The sequence below is a fragment of the Proteiniphilum acetatigenes DSM 18083 genome, from assembly GCF_000380985.1.
GTDB lineage: Bacteria > Bacteroidota > Bacteroidia > Bacteroidales > Dysgonomonadaceae > Proteiniphilum > Proteiniphilum acetatigenes.
Genome location: NZ_KB905704.1, coordinates 22,620 through 44,104 on the forward strand (window position 1 = coordinate 22,620; position 21,485 = coordinate 44,104).

Below are 21,485 nucleotides of genomic sequence, written 5' to 3' on the forward strand. Positions count from 1 at the left end.
TGTTTTTATCCTATAGGAACTCTACCTGTAACAGGAAGTTTTTTATATTTCCGCTGACCGACCCTTCGGTGAAATCCCGGAACTTCCATTTCATAGAGCCGAACAGATAAATAGCATATTCACTATTCCTGTCGGAATTCTCTATTATTTCCAATGTATATGAGCCGTCGGTCAGTGTGGAAATTATGGATTCCAGAGTAGGTACCAGGTTTCTCCTGATCGTACCGGTTACCAGAGTCGAAGATGTTTGGGCCGATCTGAACAGGTTCGCAGAAACTGATATCTGATTTTCGGAGTCAAAAGAGAGGAGCGCCGTGCGAACTGTAAGACCTTGCTTAATTTCAACAGCAATCGGTATCATTCTGCATACATCTGCAACAACTGTTTGTTCCATTTCCGGAACAGGTTTCTCATATAATACAACGCTCCCTCTGTATTCCGTTTCTGTTGTTGAAACAGGAACGAAAATAGGAAATCGTTCGGCTGAAACGGCAATATTGGCTCCCGGGTTAATCCTTGGGGTTTCATAAGTGACATTAGCCCTGTCCAGTATAATAACATGGCTGTCGTTTCCTTTTATTGCCGAACTCACTGCATTGTAATTGTTCGTAGTATAGGGATTATTACCCGTTAAATCGGAAACAAACGTCACTCTTGCCGTTCGCGTTTTATCCCATTCTGTCCCGGGTTCCGGCTCTACATTATCGTTTCCTGAGCAACCGGTTATTAGAAAACAGAAGAACGAAGCAATCAGGTATAAATTGATTTGTTTCTTCATAACATCTACTTATTGAAGTTCAACCTCTGCTAACATGGCACAATGGTCTGTTATTGCTGCGCTATTAGATAATACCTGGTATGATTTGACATTCCATTTATCCGTTGGTTTGGCGAAGATGTAATCTATCTTGCTGGCTGGATTGGAAGCCGGAAATGTAGCAAAATTATTACATACCCTTTTCCATGATGCCATCCCGGTACTTATTGCCGTCTCACTGGGAAATGCGTTGAAATCACCTGCCAGTAAAGTAGGAAGAGAGGTTCCTATAGCGACATTCAATTGCTGTACCATAGATTGTCTTACACCATCGGTCGAGTGATCCAGGTGGGTTACTGCCATACGTACTTTCTCCCCTGTATCGGGTAGGATTACATCAATAAATAAGACAGTGCGCATTTCCTTCATTTCGCTGGCGTTGCCGGTCAGTTGTGTATTGGATATTTTTTCAATAGGATATTTGGAGAGTATGGCTACTCCATATTCTCCCTGGGAATATGCGATTGCGCGTCCAAAAGCTGAAAAATATCCAGTTTCCGCTGCCAGTTCCGTTGTAAAATCCCGGAATCCGTTTCGTGCTGTTTTGTAATCTATTTCCTGTAACATCACGAAATCAGGGTTATACTGTTCTATATAATCTGCAAAGGGGGCAGCATTGTATCCGGCCATTTGTCCGGACATCCGGGTATTGATGTTCAATACCCGGATAGTGGTTTGTGATGTCAATGTCCCACATGCTAGTAATAACAATAAGGAACACACTATATATTTTAATTCATTCATTATCGAGTACAATTTTAGTTTGATTAGTCCTCCCATCCAGGGTTATTTGGCCGCAGATTCGGATTCAGTTCCATTTGCCTGTAGGGAAGGGAGAATAGATAATTTTTAGGATTTTCAAAAACACGGGAATCATCGAAAATAAGAAATCCATTCTCGTCGAATTTCGTGCTGGATGTGAATACTGACTGATCATAGGCATAATCCCTGCGGATACCTTTTAAGATTCCCATTTCCTGCCGTTCGGGAGTTTCAGATTTGTCCACTCCCAATTCATATCCTTGTTCCCATCTTACCAGATCGAACCAGCGATGTCCTTCCATAAAAAGTTCCACACGGCGTTCGCGTTGTAATTCCGTTTTCAGATCCAGGCCATTGGCGTCCAGTTCGCTCAGTACCATTCTTTTCATACCCACTCTGTCTCTGAGGAGATTGATGGTTTCGTCTATTACGCTTTGATTAAGGCTCCCCAGATTATACATAGCCTCTGCATAATTCAGAAGTACTTCTCCGTAACGAATGAGAATAATATCATTATCATCCTGATTGTAAATCGGAACTTTCGAAGGCTCACAATATTTCAGGCAGTAATATCCTGTGTAAGTTACGGCACCTCTACCGTCGTTATTGAATTTGGGAGATCTGAAAATGTTCGTTCTGGAAGCGTCTTCGTCAGGATTGGTCGTACCTCTGCCGTCCACTCTTCCGTGCCATTTGTCGTAGCCGGGATATACGATGGATTGTTTGAGTCTGGGATCACGGTTTACAAATACACTGTCGTAAGCGCTGTATGCTGGTGTATAGGTACCGTTTCCTTTATATAATGGCGATTTGTAGATCGGTAATCCGTCAATACATAAGTAGCTGTCAACGAGGGATTTTGTCGGATTGAAACGAATGATCTGATCGGGTACCTGTAATTCCCTGCTTAAATTATGTCGGGTCGGATTGGAGAGTTCAAAATTATATACATACGACAAGATGGCTTCTTTGTTGTTTGCATTTCTGGAAGCCCTTCCTATAAACGTGAACAGATCAAAATAATCCTGGTTCGGACGGCCTGTGGAATAAAGCTGATGATAGGCGAATCGCCCGCCGGGCATCAACTCTTTGGCGGCATCCCTTGCTCTTTCCCAGCGTTTGTTTTGTAATGCCACACGCGACTCAAATGCCTTTGCAGCAGCACCAGAGATACGTCCGAAGTCGGTAGTTGCAGGGGCAATATGTGGAGGTAAACTTTCAGCTGCTTCACTTAACTCATCCAACATAAAGTCGACGATTGTTTCCCTCGATGTCCTAGGAGCCATCATGGCATCATCTCCTGCATTTACGGGTTCTGTCACAAAAGGAACATCACCCCAGAAACTGGTAAGATAGAAATAAAGGAGCGCCCTTAGAAAACGGACTTCTCCGGCATATCTCTCTAATATTTCGGGATCTACCGTTGTAGCTCTCGTGTAATTATTGAGGAAGTGGTTACATCTTCTTAACTGTCTGTAAGAATCCCGGAAACGGGTATTCAACGTACTGAAATCGGATCCGTACAATCCACTGCCTATTTGCCGCCACCCACTCATCGTATACCAGGGAGCATTGTCACTCAGCCCTTCCGACATATTGATGGGCAAGTCCTTTCCTACCAAAGCCCAATAACAGGCATTTGCAGCGTTCTTTACCTGTAGTTCCGATTCCCAGAAGTTTTCGTCAGAGAGTTCATCCAAAGGCGCTCTTTCCAGAAAACTGTCGTTGCAGGAGAAAAGAAACGGGAATAAAGCCAGTATCAATAATATATTTTTTTTCATACGATTATTTTTATTTTTACATTATTGTGTTTAATGAAGAGTAATATTTACGCCGAAAACAAATGTCTTGATTTGCGGATAGTTTCCTCCACCCTGAATCGGTCTTTCGGGATCGGCCGAAGAAAAATAATTCGTAAGCGTCAGTAAATTATCGGCAGATGTATATATCCGGCACCGATCGACATTGATTTTCTGAGTTAGTTTGACCGGAAGCGTATATCCTAATTGTATATTCTTTAACCGGAGATAGGCCGCATTTTCCATCCAGAAAGTAGAAAAGCGCTGGTTGTAGCTCTGATTGTATGTGAAGCGCGGATAAGCTGCATTGGGATTGGGATTGGATGCCTGATACCGATCGGCATGGAACCATTGTGGATAGGTCGACTGGTCAGTGAATGCATGGCGGGCAGGTCCGTAAATATATCCGTCTACTTTTCCTACTCCCTGAAACAGGAAACTGAAATCGAATCCCTTGTACCCCATGTTCCCCTTAAAAGAGTAAGTATAGCGGGGAATGGAACTACCTACCACTTTCCGGTCATTATCAAGATCAATGACACCGTCACCATCCAGGTCCTTGTACTTTATATCACCTGGTTGTACCAATCCGGCGTCTCCCGACATGATGGGGAATTTGGGATTTTCATATCTCCCTGAAACAGGATTGTATTTTTCAAAATCAGTTGGCACGGCAATTCCGTCGGCAACCAATCCGTAAAGGGCCTGATTGGGATAACCGACCATAGTAATATTATCAGATCCGATAATGGAGCCTTCCCATTCGGTAATTTTATTTTTCACATCTGCCAGCATAAATGTGGCTCCATAGGTGAAATCTGTTCCTATACGGTCTTGCCAGCCAATCTCAAGTTCCCAGCCTTTGTTTTGCATTTCTCCTCCGTTTTCATCCATGACCGAGGGAAATCCACCTACGGCGGGCAACTCTCTCTGGTATATCATTCGCCGGGTTTTACGTATATAGTAATCTCCGGTAAAAGTTAAACGGTTGTTCAAGAAGTTGGCATCAATCCCGATATTGGTTGTATGCAGCATTTCCCATAACAGATTGGGGTTACCGATATAGGTTTCGGCATACCCGTCGTTGGCCACAGTACCTATGGTGGGAACAGTAACACTGGCGATACGGGACATATATGGATAGTTGTCCGATCCGGTTGAGAACTGATTACCTAATATACCCCATGAGGCACGGACTTTCAATTGATCTATATGATCCTTTGTAGAACTCATAAACTCTTCTTCGGAAATACGCCACGCCCCTGAGAATGAGGGAAACCATTCCGCCCTGTTCCTTTTGATGAAGCGGGAGGTAAGATCATACCGCAGGTTGGCTTCCAATAAATAACGTTCCTTGAAATTGTAATTGATACGTCCAAATCCGGAACGCATTGCCCAATGGTTGGCTGTTGCGCTGTTAGCTTGAGAATCAGGTGAACCAAAGTCAAGGATTGGGTCTTTTTCCGTGATCAGGTTTCTTCTGAGAGCATTGAACTGGTCGGCTCTCTGCCATTCCTGTTGAAATCCAAGCATCGCGTTGAGAGAGTGATCGCCGATAGTTAATTCATAATCGGTTTGTGCGAATAGAGTTTGGCTTAAGGTACGATAGTCTCTGTTTTCTATAGAGTTAGGGGTGTTCGTTGTGTACCAGATGTCATTCGTTTCCGGATAGTAGAAATGAATGGTCTTACTTAACAGGTTTCTGAAACTGTTTGACTGGCGTGTGATATAATTGGCCGAAGCGGTCCATCCTCTGAGAATATCTACTTTTACTGTGAAATTACCTGTAAATTCCTGTGAAGAGAATTGTTGCCCACCTCCGTCGGTAAGATAGGCTACCTGATTGCTTTGTCCGCCCCCGTAACCCCATCGGCCATCAGTAAAGTGCACAGGTACGGTGGGTCGTGTCCGCATAGCGTTATACAATACACCTCCGGTAAGGTCGAAAGACGCATTTGGTGCAGAGAATTGGCGGTCAATATAGCCCATATTAGCTGTAATATCGAAACGGTTGGCTACTCTTGTATTGAGTTTTAACCTGATATTGTGCCGGTTTGTATGTGTAGATTTGCCCACGGTCAAACCCTCCTGATTCAGGTAACCGTAAGAAAGCAGATAGCCCATATTTCGTGCTTTCCCGTCGATACTGGCATTCAGGTTGTATTGCGGAGCTGATGATAAAAATGTTGCGTCAATCCAGTTGGTGTTAGCATAATAATTGGGATCTGTTCCGTCAATGGCTTTCTGAATATCTTCCGGTGTATAATTCTGAATGCCTCCCACATTTGCCTGAGCCTCATTTTCCCATGCCATGAATGTAGGGCTGTCAGCCATTTTTGGGAGCTTGGTGGGTGTTTGCACGGCATAATATGTGTCAATGTTGATACGTGGTGCACGTTCGTTCCCCGATATGTTTTTTGTTGTAATCAGGATAACTCCGTTGGCGGCCCTGTTCCCATAGATAGCTGCAGAAGCAGCATCCTTTAATACTGAGATGCTTTCGATATCGTTCGGATTGATGATGTTCATATCTCCTTCCGCACCATCGATCAATACAAGGGGATTATTGTTGCCTCTTGAGCCGACCCCCCGGATCTGTATCGTAGCATTGGATTGCCCCGGTAATCCTCCGTTTGCATTGGCTGTAACAGTCATCCCAGGCACAAGTCCCTGTAAACCGGTAGATACATTGGCTATCGGTCTCTTTATCAGGTCTTCAGATGAGATTACACCTACAGATCCTGTCAAATTAACTTTTCGTTGTGTACCATACCCAACCACAACCACCTCATCGAGTAATTCGGAATCTTCATTCAATACGATGTCTATCGTGCTCCGGCCGTTACGAGGTATTTCCTGGGCAGTATATCCAATATAAGAAAATATGATCACGGCATCGGTAGGAACGGATAAAGAATACCGGCCGTCTATATCGGTCACAGTTCCGTTGGAAGTCCCTTTTTCTACAATATTTACACCGATAAGTGGCTCATTATGTATATCTGTTACACGTCCGGAGAGAACAGACACCGGCTGTGTTTGTTCCGGTTCGGGTTCTGCCTGCTTATTTCGAACAACGAGGTAATGGTTATTATTCCTCTTCTCATATGTAAATTCCGATTGGCTCAGTGATTTATACAGCCACTCTTCCATATTATTGGTTTCAGCATCAAATGCAGGAGCTTCTTCATTCTGAATCTCTGTAGCATTGTATGATACGGATTGCCCTGTAGTTTTTCCAATTTCATTGAGTCGCTCCAATCTGTGTATCATCGACTCGGCAGGAAAACTACTGACATTCTGTACAGTGGCAGACAAATTTCCAATACTCACCCAACACAATATCACGACTGAGAGGGTGATCCTACGCATTTCATCCATTTTAATTCCCATAATTTTGTCCTATTTAATCAATTCAACTCTGTTGTTATTTCTTTTATAATGCACATTATATAATTTACATATTGTGGTAAGTACTTCTTCTTGTGGTGTGTTTAAAGTAAATGATGTTACTATCCTTTCGTTGTCATTTACAGCATGATCGTAGATCAGGGTAATATTAAATGCCTGTTTCAGCCTGAAAGCAACTTCCCTGATGGTTGCCTGTTCCAGCATAATTGTTCCCGACCGCCATGCAGATATGTTTCCGGCATCTGTTTTACCGGCTACAAACTCGTTATTCCCGTTTTTGACAGAGACTTTATAATCCGGATCCAGGATAATTTTATTCTCTTTTTCATCATATACCTGTACCCGGCCCGTATTGACCGAGATTACCTGTTCTTCCAATTGGGCATATGCTCTTATATTGAAAGAAGTACCTAATACCTGTGTACTGATTCCATTGGGAGTGTGAACGATAAAAGGCCGGCTTGCCTCTTTTTTCACATCGAAGAATGCTTCTCCTTCATCCAGCCATATTTCACGGGTATGAGCATTAAATTTCCCTTGTCGCAGACTGATAGTCGTTGCCTGATTGAGGAAAATGGTAGAGCCGTCGGCCAGTACGATCTTTTTCATTTCGTTACCGGTTGTAAATTGTTTCTCAACCACGGAAAACTCCGACGGTATCACTGTTGTATCTGTATGGGATGGATCTTTGGTGAACGGGAATGTCAATAAGATAAGAAGCATGGCAATTGCGGCGGCACTGCCTCCTATAACTAAAGGAATATGCCGTATAGGCTTTCCTTTGGAATATTGGGAGGTCCCGATCTTTTTCATGATTTGTTTCCGGTTCCTTGTGATGGCCTTCTTTAACCCCTTGTCGGTTAATCTTCTTATTCCTCTAGCCGGTTCATAAGACTGCTTTAATAACTCTATAACATTTTTCTCCTTTTGAGTAGTTTCATTGTTATGAATGCGCCGAAGAAAATATTTTAATAAAAATTTTTCTTCATTATTTTTTTCAGGCAACTTATCTTTATCCATATTCATTTTTCGGTTCTTTCTTATATATATTACGGAATTGAGAGTTTGTTTTTCCCTGACTTTTTGGTTAATAAAACTTAATGTGTTTTTTGATTTATCTCATAATGTTTATTATTGTGACGATTATGGACTGACCATTTTTCGATGAATGAAAAAATAGTAACATTTTTGTAATTTTTTCGTAGTAAAAACTTAATGCGGTTTATCTTCCTTTTTATGGATGAAATAATGTTTCTTTGTAGTGAAATCAGATGCAGTTAAGGAGACCCTATGATTAAAAAGACGGATTATTTTTTGCTTGGGTTAATTTCGGAAAAGGATCGGAAAGCTTTTGCTTTGCTCTATGACCGTTATATCAAACTAATCTATAAATTTGTTTACCAGGCATTGAACGATCAGGAGCGAACAGACGATCTTATTCAGGAATTCTGGATGAAGGTGTGGGAAGATCCCTCTTTCCTGAAGTGTAATGAGCAGGGGTCAGTACAATCCTATATGTTGAGAAACCTTCGTTTCAGAGTGCTGGATGTGTATCGGGAAACATTGAAAAATATGATCTCCATAGATCAATTGGAAGAAACTATGGAGTTTAACTATCAGGATATTACTGCCGGACTGGATGAAAGAGAGTTATTACTGGTAATTCGTGAAGCATTGGATAAACAGCCCTATGTAGTGCGGAAAACATTCTGGTTGCGGATTAATGACTGGTCGGTGGAAGAAACTGCAAAAATGTTGTCCGTGAGCAAAAAAACAGTATACAATAAATATTCGGAATCGCTGTCGATTGTGAGATCGCATCTGAAAAACAATCATCCTGAACTGATCGAAGATTTTAATTCGGCCTTAAACGGCAAAAAGATATTTTCATTGCGTACCCTCTTTTTCTGACGGTTGCTCTCTTGCTTTGAACCTTTATCGTCGTATCTTTGTTCATTAAAATAAAATAATCATGAAATTTATCGGAGCTCATATCAGCGCATCGGGCGGTGTGGAAAACGCCCCTCTTAACGCGTATGCCATCGGGGCAAAAGCGTTTGCCTTCTTTACCAAGAATCAACGGCAGTGGTTTGCCTCACCCTATACTCAACAGAATATCGACCTTTTCAAATCGCGTTGTGAAGAACTGGGTTACTCCCCCAATCACATTCTGCCTCACAGCAGTTACCTGATTAATCTGGGACATCCCGAAGAGGAGGGACTTAACAAATCGAGAGCTGCTTTTAATGATGAGATGAAGCGGTGTGAACAGTTGGGAATCAACCGGCTTAACTTTCATCCGGGAAGCCACCTGAACAAGATACCGATCGATGCCTGCCTCGACAGGATTGCCGAGTCGATCAACATAGCGCTTGAAAAGACTCATGGAGTAACAGCGGTCATCGAGAATACCGCCGGGCAGGGAACCAACCTCGGATATACATTTGAGCAGATTGCCCATATTATTGATAAGGTAGAAGACAAAAGTAGAGTAGGGGTTTGCCTCGATACTGCACATACCCTCGCTTCAGGTTACGAGATCAGAACCAGGGACGGTTATGATATGACATTCAACCTGTTCGAACAGATAGTGGGTTGCCATTATTTAAAAGGGATGCATATCAACGATTCGAAGAAAGAACTGGCTTCGCGCGTAGACCGGCATGACAGCCTCGGGAAGGGCTTGATGACTATGGATCTGTTCTCATTTATCGTGAACGACCCCAGGCTCGACGACCTGCCGTTAATCCTTGAAACCCCCGATGAATCGCTTTGGGCAGAAGAGATAAAACTGCTCTATTCGCTGCAGAAATAATTTTAGTCTAACCTTCTCTCATCCACAAAATAAATCCCTCCGTTGCCGGCATGCCATTCGGGTATCACGGAGGTTCTCACCGTCGTCCTCATCTCCTGATTAATCTGATCTCCAGATTGGTGCCCTCTTTATTTCGTTTTCCAAAAGAATTTATTCTTACCTTTGATGGCGATTACCAGGGAAAGAGGTAAAGATTATAAAATATACCATCAATCTTATGAAACGAGTACTATCCATTTTGTGTGTTGTTTTTTCTGTATTATTCCTGCAAGCGCAGAGTTTTTCCGGAATAGTTACGGATGAAGAGAATAATCCTCTCGAGTTTGTGAATGTAGCCTTGTTCACTTTACCCGACTCGGCATTGATTACAGGAACAGTTTCCGACCAAAACGGGGAGTTTACTCTCAACCTGAACGGAAATAGCGGTAAGGATTTGTTCCTCCAGTTCTCTTTTATCGGGTATAAAACTAAAACTGTGGAAGCAAAGCCGCAGCAAACCATCGTGATGGAAGACGATGCGGTGCTGTTAGGTGAAGTGGTAGTCAAAGGTGATCTTCCGAAGATCAGGTTGAGAAATGATGCATTGGTGACTACTGTACAAAATTCGGTACTAAGCAAAGCCGGAACCGGTAACGATGTACTTAAAAGGCTGCCCTTGCTGACCGGAGATAAAGGTGTATTTTCTGTCTTCGGGAAGGGAGATGCAAAAATCTATATCAACAACCGTGAAATGCGTGACGAATCGGAGTTGGACAACCTCAATTCGGAAGATATAAAAGAAGTGGAGATCATTACCAATCCGGGTGCTCAATACGATGCGTCGGTAAAAGCGATAATTCGCATTGCAACAGTAAAGAAAGCGGGCGACGGTTTCAGTTTCGATGTGCGTTCGAGCTACTGGCAATCACAAAACAGCGATTTGACTGAACAGTTTAATCTGAATTACCGAAAAAACGGCTGGGACGTATTCGGAACGTTTTACTACAACCGCAATGCATGGATACAGGACAGCAAAATACGTCAAAATACATTTGTGGATACACTCTGGACACAGGAAAACACGCTCTATATAACCGGTGTTAACGAGGTTTTGCGTGGGATTGCAGGAGTGAATTACGAAATTTCGCCCAAACATTATGCAGGAATAAAATATACACTTTCGGGATATCCCTCCTCAGGACACACTTCAACACTCAATAGTACGGTGCTCGCCGATGGTGTTTACTACGATGAATGGAACAGTATAGAAAAAAAGAATGATCATAATAAACCGGCACACACCGCGAAGATGATTACCGAAACGAGGAAAATATTGTTGCTGCATCAAACACAACTATTAAAGAACGGAACAACAGCTTTTTCGTGGAATATTCCCGCTCCATTCCTATTGGACAGTTGGGCGTCGGGCTGCGTTATGAAAACGTCCGTTCCGATTATTTCAGTAACGATGTAAAAATGGAAGAGCAGAGCCGGCGGTACGACCAATGGTTTCCCAACTTCTCTTTTTCCACAAAACTGAAAGAAGTGAATATGCAGGCAAGTTACACTGCCAAAACCAAACGTCCGAGCTACCGCCAACTGAGTAGTAATGTCTTTTACGGCAACCGTTTTCTGTTACAAACGGGTAATCCGTATCTAAAGCCGTCGGTTATCCACGATGTAACGTTGGTTAGCACGTGGAAATTCGTGCAGTTTATGGCAAGCTATAAAAATGAAAAGGACGCGGTTATTTATTGGACAGAGCAGATGGAAGAAAATCCGGCAATATCCGTCCTTGCCTATCGTAATCTGGAAAAACTGCCGAACTTTACCGCTTTTCTTACCCTTTCACCCACGTTCGGTGTCTGGTCGCCCCAGTTGAGCGGAGGATTTATCAAGCAGTGGGTTACTATCACAAGTAGCGATAAGCCGGTTAAGTTGAATAAACCGTTGCCTATCGCTTCACTCAATAATTCGTTCCGTTTTCCCAACGAATTTATTCTGACGCTCGATGCCAACTATCAGGGAAAGGGGGATGTGCAAAATGTGTATCTAACCGAGCACCGGTTGCGAGTAAATCTTGGAGTTACCAAATCGTTTTACGACAACCGCCTTCGCGTGGAACTGAAAGGACATGATCTGTTCAGAGGTCAAAAGGATGGCAATCTTTTGTATAACGACCGGATGGAACTGTACCAAGTGAACCGCTACGATAGCCGAGAAATTGAACTAACTGTACGCTATAACTTCAATTCAGCCAGAAGCAAGTACAAAGGGACCGGTGCCGGCAATACCGAAATTAACCGGTTATAGAAATAATTACAAAAGGATAACAATAAGAATAATGAATATAAATTGAAATGATAATATTCCCTATGGTTTTCTGAAATAAGTCTCTTTTTTCACATATACCAAAGTGTCGTTTTCCCTAAGTTCGCTTTTAAGATAATCGAGATCGAGGTAATTGGCGTCAGTTGTACCTCTTGTAATACTTGAAGATTTAATAAAAATATTATAGGTGGATATGATAAATCCTCCTTCGGTCAGTTTACCTTGTAAAGTGGCATGAAGATCTGCTTCTTTTCCGCTTACAACAGCAAGTCCCATTTCAGTATAGGGGGCAAATTTCACTACCTCTCCCAGATTTCTCGGTATTAAAAAGAGGCTGTCGTTTTTTATACTTATTTGCATGGAGGTATCCAGACAGGTAGGACAAATAACTCTGGCCGTATTTCCTTTTCCCAGAAGAATGGTGTTAAATCGTATTGTGGGTTCTCTCAGCACATCTACCCTGGGTTCCATATCTACAATATAAATATTGCCCATCTTACCGGCAGGGCCGGTTACTTTTATTGAACTTCCGTCAATTTCCTTGTTATCTGTAATAGCATAGATATCTGAAATATCCTGTTTATAAGGCTTGTATATTCCAGGCTCATACGCGAGATTCAGATCCTCTTCAGTACAGGAAGATATTATCACTGTAACGAAGATTATAAAAACAAAATGTATATTCTTCATATGATTAAGACTAATTATTTTCGATGTTATCCATGATCTATAAAAAATAATATTCGACCTGAAAAATATCTTATGGTACAAAAATAATAATAACATATAACAGTATAAACTATATGTATATATTTTTTATCTGATACACCTCTATATTTTACAGAAAACGGTTACTTTAACCCTTTCCGGATTTATTATAAGCAGACCGGCATTATTGTTTTAGCTTTTCTAATGCAGCCACTGTTTTACGGACCAATTCGGAATTGGTAACCTGTTGTGCGTATTCCTCGATCATCACCATGGTACCTCCCATTTTAATATTGGGATTGCGGTAGATCATGCCACTCTCCACCGGTTTTCTTGCCGAAAGATGAAATTCTTTAGCGCCGGTCTCCCTTGCAATAGCGGCTATATTATCCATATTGATACCACTGCCGGGCATAATGATGATACGATCTCCTGCATGTTGTACCAACTCTTTCAGGAGCGGGATACCTTGCTCTGCCTGTTGCCGTTGTCCCGAAGTGAGTATCCTGTGACATCCTAAGGAGATAATTTTCTCCAGACTGTTGAATGGATCGCGGCACATATCGAATGCACGGTGAAAGGTGACACTCATACCATCGGCAGCTTCGATCAACTCCCGATTACGTTCCATATCTACTTCCCCCTCTGCCGTCAGACAGCCGATCACTACACCGTCAACCCCTAATTGGCGGGCTATCTCGATATCTTTCAACATGATTTTATGTTCCAATGACGAATAAAGAAAGTCGCCGCTTCGAGGACGGATGATCACGTTCAGTTTGATATCTAATAACTCTCTTGCCATGGCAATATCGCCATATGAAGGGGTCGTTCCACCTTCGGGTATGGCTGCACAAAGTTCTACACGATAAGCACCTCCCCTTTGTGCTTCTAAACAACTGGCGACAGAGTTGGCACAGATTTCCAATTTATAATTCATATTTCAAAGACTTTTATCCTGTGTTATTGGATTGTTTTGTAAGCAATCTATTGATATATTTAAAATATTTCAAAGATACAAAATTAACGGGAACTCAGCTATTGGGATGTTTCTCACGATCCGACAGAATAGCAAAATCTGTAAAATCCAATGTGAAATATCTGATATATAGATAACAGCTATGCATTATCAATATCTTCAATGATTACATGAGCACTTTTTTCATTATCGATTGTTAGATATATATTAACAATCTAAAAAAAACAGTTATGAGTACAGCAACAGCAAAACAATCTAAGGCAAAAACAAGTACCGTTAACAAAGAAATCGGAACTTTTATTGGAGAACTCTTTTCATTTAATAACAGTTTGAAACTTTATCACTGGCATGTAACAGGCGAAGGTAGTTATGCCCAACACATTGCACTGGATCAGGCTATAGCCGCTTTAACGGATCTACTTGACCGTATTACTGAAACCACCTATGCATTAAAGGGCGATTTGAATATCGTGGTTCCCCAAACTTCTGTTCCGGGAGATATCGTAAAACACGTTTCGGGCTTCTACGAATATGTAGAATCCAAACGTGAATTGTTTACCGAGGATTTTTCGGAATCGATCCTCGACGATATCCAGGAAGCTATTCAACAACTTCTTTTTCGGCTTGTCAGATTACAATAACCAAAACCGTAAAAATGAAAAAAGTGGAGAGCGGCTTTGTCCGCTCTTTTTTATTTTCTGACTTATGTTTGTTTATTTATGTATATTATAAAACATACTCTATTCTGCTGAGCGTATTATTATTTTTTCTATCTTTATGTTATCCTTTTGGGAAATGAATACTTTTTAAGATAATCTATAAAATGGCTACTATAAAAATCAACAACAACCTGTTTTTTGTAATTTCTCTTTTATTGGTTTCACTGCTTTTCTTACACAGTTGTAAGACCAAGGAGGGTGAGGAGAATTATATTAAATTTAAAAAGCTTAGGGATACGCATCAATATTTTGCTTACAAAGGAGATAGTTCAATACTGGTAAGTGGGCACAGAGGCGGGCGTGAGGCTGGATATCCGGAAAATAGCATTGAAGGATTCCAGCATGTATTGAGCCAAATGCCTGCTTTCTTCGAGGTAGATCCCCGCCTGACCAAAGATAGTATTATTGTACTTATGCATGATGCCACACTGGACAGGACTACTGATGCGACCGGCAATCTCTCCGATTATACCTTCTCCGAACTACAATCGGTAAGGTTAAAAGATCATGAGGGAAATGTCACTTCCGCCAAAATACCCACACTCGAAGAAGTGATCAAATGGAGTAAAGGCAAGACCGTAGTCAATCTTGATAAGAAAGATGTACCGCTTCATATGATTGTGGAGTTAATCAAGAAGCACAAGGCGGAAAAGCATGTAATGCTTACAGTACACACCGGAGCACAGGCAAGATATTATTCCGACAGATTACCGGGAATCATGTTGTCAATATTCGCAAGGAATGACGAAGAATTCGAAGATATTGCTATTTCGGGTGTTCCCTGGGAAAACATGATTGCTTATGTAGGACAGACGATTAACGACTCCAACAGACATATTGTCGAACAGTTACGGGCCAAAGGTGTCAGATGTATGGTGTCATACGCTCCATCACTCGATCGGCTAAGAACAGCCGAGGAAAGAGAGTCTGCCTACAGACAAGCAATCAGGATAAGTCCCGACATCATTGAGTCAGACTATCCGGTTGAAGTATGGAAGGTACTGAAGGATTGATGCCCAGTCTCCTCTTATCTTTTCCTGTTTCGTATAAATGCTGAGGTATGTACTTTTGTAATATTTGTAACGTTACCTGTTATTCCTGAAAAATTCAATAAATTTAGACTATTTGGGTCACCTTCGCTCCTCGATTTTCAATTCTCGCAACGACATATTCAAGTAAACTTAGTTGTTTTCTACGCTCAACAGAGGCAAAACTTGTTTTACCGCTGTATTCGCTTATCGAAAACATTCCAGGCAAGCTTGTCTTCTGCCCGTATTGCTTAACGAAATAGTTATTCCTTTATTAAACTACCCAGGAATCCCCCGATCAATCCTCCGTAGGTGCAATTTACCCAGCACACGGAAGAGAGTGGGAGAGTGCCGTAATATATCCCCCAATAATACCAGTATATGTAACCGATAATTACTCCTGATAACATACAAGCGAATACGAACCAGTTTAATTTGATGAATGAATTTATTTGTTTTATCATTTTTCCTGACATAAAGATTGTTTCTTGTTGTTATTTGATTCATCTTAAGAACTTATCTATGCATATTTTCTCATTCTTTGAACGATACTTGTTAGATTTTCATAGGATATCACTCCCATGATTCTTTTTATTTCTTTATTCCCCTTAAAAACCAATATATTAGGAACGCCGGAGACATTATATTCATAAAAAGATCCCGGGTTTTTACTTACGTCTATGGCGTAGAAAGAAAGCGGTTCCTGATTACTTTCAATCAGTTTTTCAATATTAAATCGCACTTTTTCACAGAGTTCCGAATTACTGTCATGGAAAAACACAAAATAGAGTTCTTCATTATTCAGTTCGATCTCCTCAAGTTCAATTAAATTCGTATTCACTGATGCCAATGGCATTTGTTTAACCTTGACCTCTGCAACAACAGTAGTCAGAATATAAAATATCGCTATTGCAATGACAAAATGCCATGGATCAAGTTTAAAAACATGCTTCGACATATTCGATATTTTATTACAATGGATTATTAAAGACTTACTTATATATATCCGATTATCAATGATTAATCTGCATTCAGTGGTGATCGTAATTGGTCTAATGTGATAGAACAGGTATATCTTTACTGTCATGTTCGGGATGCCCTTTAATAATTCCGCGTGAAGAGCTGCGGACGAAAAGTAAAATATCATCGCGTTCTTTTGTGGCCGGAAATTCGGCTTCAATGCGCTCAAGGGCTTGCGATGTATTCATCCCCATCAAATAAAGATAACGGTAAATATTCCGGATGTTTTCTATCTGTCCGTTGGTATAATTCCGTCGTCGCAATCCCACGGAATTGATGCCTATATATGAAACGGGGTCGCGTCCCGCTTTTACGAAAGGAGGTATATCTTTGTTTATCTTCGATCCCCCCTGGATCATCACATGCGAACCGATATGCGTAAACTGATGAACCAAAATACCGCCGCTTAAGATAGCATGATCGTCAATAACAACTTCTCCTGCCAGTTGTGTCGTATTGGCCATGATGATATTGTTGCCCAGTATACAATCGTGTGCGACATGGCAGTAAGCCATTATCAGACAATTATTCCCGATAATGGTTTTGCCTTTGGCAATGGTTCCCCTGTTGATAGTCGCGAATTCCCGTATGGTCGTATTGTCGCCGATAAGGGCAAGCGTCTCTTCTCCCCTGAATTTAAGGTCTTGGGGAATGGCGCCTATCACTGCTCCGGGAAAGATATGGCAGTTTTTACCGATTCGTGTACCTTCCATAATTCTCACGTTGGAACCGATACGGGTTCCCTCTCCGATAACCACATTTTTATCGATGGTGACAAATGGCTCTATCTCGACCGTTGGCGCAATATTTGCGTCGGGATGAATGTAGGCTAAAGGTTGTTTCATTTTTTTGTTTGTTTTCTCTTTCATGTCGTTTTTTTAATCCAATTTTAAAGTATACGATATTGATTAAAATATTTGAAAGGATAGATCAGTTTTTTTACCTGTGTTACGGGTTATAAATGCCTTTGCCTGTTCGGCAATCGCGTATACTACCGGTACCACCACCAGCGAAAGCAGCATTGAACTGAGCAGCCCGCCGATCAGCACCCATCCCATACCACTCTTCCATTCGCTTCCTGTACCGTGCGACAGGGCAATAGGCATCATCCCGATCACCGTGGAGATCGCGGTCATCACGATAGGACGGAGCCGGAGTTGTACTGCCTGTGTCAGCGCATCGTGGGTGTTTTTCCCTTCCCTGCGCAGGTGATTGGTAAAGTCGACCACCAGAATGGCATTCTTAAGTACCAGCCCTACCAGCATAATAATACCGAGCAGACTGAAAATGCTAAGCGCCTGTCCTGTCAGTGCCAGTGCCAGCAAAGCGCCGATAATGGAAAGCGGAATGGAGAACAGTACCACGAAAGGATGCAGGAAACTCTCGTACAATGCCACCATGATCAGGTAGGCCAGTACGATGGCGATCAGCAAAGCTGTGCCGAGGCTGCCGAATGCATCTTCCTGATATTTGAATTCCCCTTCGGGTAGCCAGGTAACCCCTTCCGGAAGATCCGTTTTTTCGAGAAAGGAGATAACATCGTTTCCGACATCTCCCACGGCTCGCCCCAGGGCCTGTGATTCGAGCATTACCGACGATATACGCCCGTAGCGCTCGAGTTGCGACGTTCCGGTTTCTTCGGTGACGGAAGCAAATTGTTTGAGTTTCACCGTTTGTCCGGCAACATTCATAAATGTCAGGTTCTCCACATCGCGGATGGATTGCCGGTTAAAAGCGTCGAGACGCACGTTGATATCGTACTCAAAATTTTCGCTTTGGAATTTGCTGTCGCTGTTTCCGCTAAAGGAGGTGTAGATGGTGGCGCCCACCGTTTCGGGCGATAATCCTAACCGTGCCATTTTTTCCTTATCCGGCCTGATCACCACTTCGGGGTTTCCGCTTTCAATGCTTAGTTTGACATTGTTCGTGCCCGGTATTTCACTGATATGTCTGCGCATTTGTTCGGCAAAGGCCATCAGGGTATCCGTATCCGGTGACTGAAAAACGATCTGGATCGGCGCTTCATCGGCACCTCCGACAAGGCTTACCACAGCCGACTCTACTTTCACATCGGTAAAGGTTTCATTCAGTTCATTCTCCAGCCTTTTCACAAAAACATTCGACGAAATGTCCCGTCTTGTCTTATCCACCAGTTTGATATTGATCTCGGACTGATAATTGCCGCTTTGCGTTGCGAGGAACCCCGATCCGCTGCCAATAGATGAATAAATCCCGATTACTTCGGGTTTTTTACTGATGGCCTCTTCTATCCTGCGTGTCATCAGGTTGTTCTGTTCGATGGTGTAATTTTTCGGATATTCCACTTTCACAATGCATTCGCCCGTGTCGCCTATATTCATCAACTCGCTGCCGATAAAACCGCCGGCGAGTAGCATCAGTGAACCGGCAAACAGCAGGATTGCGACGACCATTGTGATCCATTTGCGGCGCAACGACCATTGAAGAAGCTGTTGGATGGCATTCGAGAAGGCGGTCATTCCTTTTTCGAAACCGCCGATGATCCGGGCCCATCCTGTCTTCCGGTCGAGGGTTTCGAGTTTGGAGAAACGCGAGGTAAGCAGGGGAACGACAGTAAAGGCCACCAACAGGCTTATCGATATCGAAATAACGATCACCATGGCAAACGGTGCGATCACCGGCGATATAATGCTTTGGGACAGTGCAACAGGAAAGAACACCACCACGAGCACCAGGGTAATGGATATTACGCTTAACCCGATTTCCCGTATACCGTCGACGGTTGCCCGCAAACGGCTTTTCCCCATTTCCAGGTGGCGGTATATATTTTCGAGTACCACGATGGCATCGTCGATCAGCGTTCCGATCACCAGCGAAAGTGCCAGCAGCGTGAGCAGGTTGAGGGTGTATCCCAGCAGTTCCATCCCGATGAAGGTGGAAATAATGGACAAGGGTACGGCGACCATCACGATAACGGCATTACGTATGCTATGCAGGAAAAAAAGCATGACGAATGTTACCAGGATAACAGCCAGTATCAGGTCGAACTGTACCGAGTCGGCAGCATCGATGATGATCAGCGAACCATCCTGCGGAATAGAGAACTGCATGTTCGATGCAGCATAACGGTTCTCGAGTGATGTGATCTCTTCCTTTATTGCATCGCATACGGCAACAGTATTGGCTCCGTCCTGTTTTTTGATCTGGATACCTACGGCCGGTTCACCGTTCACACGATACAGGGTGCCGGCATCCTTCTCCGTGTCGATGATCTCGGCTATATCCTTCAGTTTTACCCGAGAACCGTCACTCCGTCCGGTGATCACCAGATCGGCGATTTCCTGTATCTGCGTGAATTTTGCAGACATACGTAACATGGTTTGGTTGCGGTCTGTCGTGATCTTTCCCGCGGGAAAATCGAGATTCGAAGCCTGAATGGCATTTACCACCTGCAGGATGGATAAATTGTAATTATCCAGTTTATCGTGATCCACGTTGACCTGTATTTCCCGTTCCGATGTTCCCAGAAAATCGATCTCAGCCACTCCTTCTATTTTTGCGAATGCCGGTTTTATGCGGTAATTCAATTCATCGAACAGTTCTGTTGCGGGCATATCGGCCCTCACGCTCAGCACCATGACCGGCAGGGCGTTTACCGACAGTTTCGTGACGGTAGGTTCCAATGCCTGGGGCGGCAACAGGCTGCGGGCTGCCTGGATTTTCCGTACCGCATCGTTCACGATGGGATCGACGTCGGCATTGATTTGCAGTGTAACCATCACGATGGAAACGCCTTCCTGCGAGATGGCACGGATGACGTCGATACTGGGTAATCCCGAAAGAGCTTCCTCGATAGGTTTGGACACGCTGTTCTCCACTTCAACGGAACCTGCACCGGGATATGCGGTTACCACCGTAAAGACCGGCGAGCTGAAGTCGGGTATCAGTTCATATTTCAGTGACCGGTAGCTCAATATACCCAGGAATGCGAGCACGGTAAACACGACGATCACAAGGGTGGGGCGTTTTACAGATAATTCCGATAGATTCATTGTGATGATTTTTATTGGTTTAGGATTCTTATTTTACTGCCGTCCTCTAAATTGATTTGTCCGGAGAGGACGATCCTGTCGGTTTCCGTTACACCTTCCGTTATCAGTACTTCGGCTTCGTTCAGTGTCCGGCCTTTTACCTGTTTGGAGATTACGGTATCTCCTTGGACGATAAAGATCTTTCCGTCCCTGACACTGCCAACAACGCATTTGCGGGGAATCACAAGTCCTTCGTTATCGGTATCACTCGTGAAGACGGCTTTTCCGCTCATTCCTGCCCGCAATAATCCGCTGGGATTGTTCAATTCCATTTCTACCTTGTAGCGTCCCGAGAGATCCGGTACGGTACTTATGCCGCGGATGTTCCCCGTGAAAGAATTTTCCGGAGACGCATCAATGAAGATTTCGGCTTTCCGTTCCCTGCCGAGCGTCCGCACGTCTTCCTCCGCCATATTTACCGTGAACACCATCCTATCCTGTTCTGCGATCGTGAATATCGGAATGGAAGGCAACAGGGTTGTACCTTTTTCTACCAGGCGGTTTGCAATCACCCCATTGACAGGAGAGCGGATAGTGGTATTCTCCAATTGCTTTTTCGATGCCGTGAATTGGGTCTGCGCATCCCGGTATTTCAGTTTTACAGCTTCCAGTTGTTGTTGTGTCACAGCTTCGCCTTCCGCCAGACTGTCATAACGTGCCAGATCTTTTTCCGCATGTTCCAGGTTGGTTTTCGCCAGTTGGAACTGACTTTCTACCAATTCTTTTTCCACCGTAACAAGAATTTGTCCGGCGTACACTTTATCCCCGATATTCCCATTGACCGACAATACTTTACCGGATGTTTCGGAAAGGATTGTGATTTCGGATCCGGAGGTCAATACACCGTTTTCCGTAACGTGTTGCGAAGTACCTTGTCTCTCCGGGGGAATAACTTCCACCGGGACGACCATGCTGTATTGTTGCATGGCTTGCAGTTCGTTGTCTAACCGTTTCTTGTTGTTGACCAGTTGAAGGATTCCCAAAGCTGCTATAGCAATAATAATCCCTATCACGGCATACTTTTTAATTTGCTTCATATGTTTGTTT

17 protein-coding genes are annotated in these 21,485 nt (G+C 43.1%); 6 read left to right on the plus strand and 11 right to left on the minus strand.

Translation table 11 applies throughout. The features are described 5' to 3' along the window. Positions 1-10 precede the first annotated feature (10 nt). The 5 genes from F597_RS0115885 to F597_RS0115905 are packed head-to-tail and all read right to left on the minus strand — an operon-like array spanning position 11 to position 7,809. A complete protein-coding gene (locus F597_RS0115885; RefSeq protein WP_019540749.1) occupies positions 11-778 on the minus strand; it encodes a hypothetical protein in 768 nt (255 codons plus the stop codon). A gap of 9 nt (positions 779-787) precedes the next feature. After that, the gene (locus F597_RS0115890; RefSeq protein WP_081624401.1) at positions 788-1,561 is read right to left on the minus strand and encodes an endonuclease/exonuclease/phosphatase family protein; all 774 of its coding nucleotides are present in this window, start codon (positions 1,559-1,561) and stop codon (positions 788-790) included. A gap of 23 nt (positions 1,562-1,584) precedes the next feature. Next, a complete protein-coding gene (locus F597_RS0115895) occupies positions 1,585-3,360 on the minus strand; it encodes a RagB/SusD family nutrient uptake outer membrane protein (protein ID WP_019540751.1) in 1,776 nt (591 codons plus the stop codon). A gap of 30 nt (positions 3,361-3,390) precedes the next feature. Continuing rightward, a complete protein-coding gene (locus tag F597_RS0115900; RefSeq protein WP_019540752.1) occupies positions 3,391-6,771 on the minus strand; it encodes a SusC/RagA family TonB-linked outer membrane protein in 3,381 nt (1,126 codons plus the stop codon). Positions 6,772-6,780: 9 nt separating this feature from the next. Next, positions 6,781-7,809, minus strand: coding sequence for a FecR family protein (locus F597_RS0115905; protein ID WP_019540753.1), 1,029 nt, complete (start codon positions 7,807-7,809; stop codon positions 6,781-6,783). A 270-nt stretch (positions 7,810-8,079) separates the two neighbouring features. On the opposite strand from F597_RS0115905, the gene F597_RS0115910 reads away from it, so the two are divergent. From F597_RS0115910 to F597_RS22730, 4 genes are all read left to right on the plus strand, one after another. Continuing rightward, positions 8,080-8,700, plus strand: coding sequence for an RNA polymerase sigma factor (locus F597_RS0115910; protein WP_019540754.1), 621 nt, complete (start codon positions 8,080-8,082; stop codon positions 8,698-8,700). Positions 8,701-8,761: 61 nt separating this feature from the next. Then, a complete protein-coding gene (gene nfo / locus F597_RS0115915; RefSeq protein ID WP_019540755.1) occupies positions 8,762-9,604 on the plus strand; it encodes a deoxyribonuclease IV in 843 nt (280 codons plus the stop codon). A 217-nt stretch (positions 9,605-9,821) separates the two neighbouring features. Then, positions 9,822-11,057 (plus strand): carboxypeptidase-like regulatory domain-containing protein, encoded by a 1,236-nt coding sequence (locus tag F597_RS22725; protein ID WP_221406110.1) that lies wholly within the window; start codon positions 9,822-9,824, stop codon positions 11,055-11,057. Next, on the plus strand, positions 10,967-11,896 hold the full coding sequence (locus F597_RS22730) for a TonB-dependent receptor domain-containing protein (protein ID WP_221406111.1): 930 nt from the start codon (positions 10,967-10,969) through the stop codon (positions 11,894-11,896). Before F597_RS22725 ends, F597_RS22730 begins: the two co-directional genes overlap by 91 nt. A gap of 60 nt (positions 11,897-11,956) precedes the next feature. Here F597_RS22730 and F597_RS0115925 read toward each other — a convergent pair whose 3' ends face one another. After that, the gene (locus F597_RS0115925; RefSeq protein WP_019540756.1) at positions 11,957-12,604 is read right to left on the minus strand and encodes a hypothetical protein; all 648 of its coding nucleotides are present in this window, start codon (positions 12,602-12,604) and stop codon (positions 11,957-11,959) included. Positions 12,605-12,806: 202 nt separating this feature from the next. Beyond that, positions 12,807-13,562, minus strand: a complete 756-nt coding sequence (locus F597_RS0115930) for a copper homeostasis protein CutC (RefSeq protein ID WP_019540757.1) — start codon at positions 13,560-13,562, stop codon at positions 12,807-12,809. A gap of 269 nt (positions 13,563-13,831) precedes the next feature. Here F597_RS0115930 and F597_RS0115935 point away from each other — a divergent pair, with 269 nt between their 5' ends. After that, a complete protein-coding gene (locus tag F597_RS0115935) occupies positions 13,832-14,242 on the plus strand; it encodes a DUF5856 family protein (protein WP_019540758.1) in 411 nt (136 codons plus the stop codon). A 182-nt stretch (positions 14,243-14,424) separates the two neighbouring features. After that, the gene (locus F597_RS0115940; protein ID WP_019540759.1) at positions 14,425-15,333 is read left to right on the plus strand and encodes a glycerophosphodiester phosphodiesterase family protein; all 909 of its coding nucleotides are present in this window, start codon (positions 14,425-14,427) and stop codon (positions 15,331-15,333) included. Positions 15,334-15,868: 535 nt separating this feature from the next. On the opposite strand, the gene F597_RS0115950 is transcribed toward F597_RS0115940, so the two are convergent. The 4 genes from F597_RS0115950 to F597_RS0115965 form a co-directional block, all read right to left on the minus strand. After that, positions 15,869-16,306: a thioredoxin family protein gene (locus tag F597_RS0115950; RefSeq protein ID WP_019540761.1), complete on the minus strand. Its 438-nt coding sequence runs from the start codon at positions 16,304-16,306 to the stop codon at positions 15,869-15,871. Between the two features lie 94 nt (positions 16,307-16,400). Then, complete coding sequence (gene lpxA, locus F597_RS0115955) at positions 16,401-17,213, minus strand: acyl-ACP--UDP-N-acetylglucosamine O-acyltransferase (protein WP_044060407.1); 813 nt, start codon at positions 17,211-17,213, stop codon at positions 16,401-16,403. Between the two features lie 63 nt (positions 17,214-17,276). Next, the gene (locus tag F597_RS0115960) at positions 17,277-20,399 is read right to left on the minus strand and encodes an efflux RND transporter permease subunit (RefSeq protein WP_019540763.1); all 3,123 of its coding nucleotides are present in this window, start codon (positions 20,397-20,399) and stop codon (positions 17,277-17,279) included. A gap of 11 nt (positions 20,400-20,410) precedes the next feature. Next, positions 20,411-21,475 (minus strand): efflux RND transporter periplasmic adaptor subunit, encoded by a 1,065-nt coding sequence (locus tag F597_RS0115965; protein ID WP_019540764.1) that lies wholly within the window; start codon positions 21,473-21,475, stop codon positions 20,411-20,413. Positions 21,476-21,485: the final 10 nt, after the last annotated feature.